Source organism: Komagataeibacter melaceti, from assembly GCF_003403295.1.
In the GTDB taxonomy this organism is placed as follows: domain Bacteria; phylum Pseudomonadota; class Alphaproteobacteria; order Acetobacterales; family Acetobacteraceae; genus Komagataeibacter; species Komagataeibacter melaceti.
This window is the reverse complement of sequence record NZ_QUWV01000247.1, coordinates 1-492: the sequence shown is the minus strand read 5'-3', so window position 1 is coordinate 492 and position 492 is coordinate 1. Positions and strand designations below refer to the sequence as shown.

The 492-nt window shown below is 67.9% G+C and carries 1 protein-coding gene and 1 pseudogene; one reads left to right on the top strand and one right to left on the bottom strand.

Features of this window, described 5'->3' with window-relative positions; translation table 11 throughout:
• Nucleotides 1-328: pseudogene (locus DY926_RS16935) on the top strand (hypothetical protein); the annotation flags it as partial.
• On the opposite strand, the gene DY926_RS17735 reads toward DY926_RS16935, so the two are convergent.
• A partial coding sequence (locus tag DY926_RS17735; protein ID WP_206609057.1) for a hypothetical protein occupies nt 304-492 on the bottom strand: 189 nt, incomplete at its 5' end. The pseudogene DY926_RS16935 and the gene DY926_RS17735 overlap by 25 nt on opposite strands.

Sequence of the window (492 nt, the reverse complement as noted above, 5' to 3'; positions counted from 1 at the left end):
TGACAGGGGCGGGCATGTAATGCGGGGGTGGCGGAAGATGGTGTGGGCCGTGATGGGGGGCGTGCTGCTGGCGCCCGCCGGGGCCATGGCGGGGGAAGGGCTTCCTGCCGATGTGCGTGCTTTCGTGCATGATGCCGGGATATGCCAGTATCTGGGCGGGGAAATCGACAGCTCCCTGCCGCCGGACAGGCAGAAGGAAATCATCCGCAAATCCGCGCGTTACTGCACCGGAATTGACCGCCGCCAGCTACGCCTTGGCGCAAAATATGCCGCCCGGCCGGACATTATCAGCCGCATAGATGCCTATGACTTCGGCAACCCGAAGTAACCACCCCGCACCGTAACGGCGCGGCCTGACAGGCCGCCCGCCGCCACCTTTTGCCCGTTCCGCGCCCCGCCATGCCGCGCGGAACGGGCAAGGGGTACGTAAAACCGGCACCCGCGCGCCCCGCGCCGTGTCGCCCCTGACCACCCACCCGGCCCCACATGGCG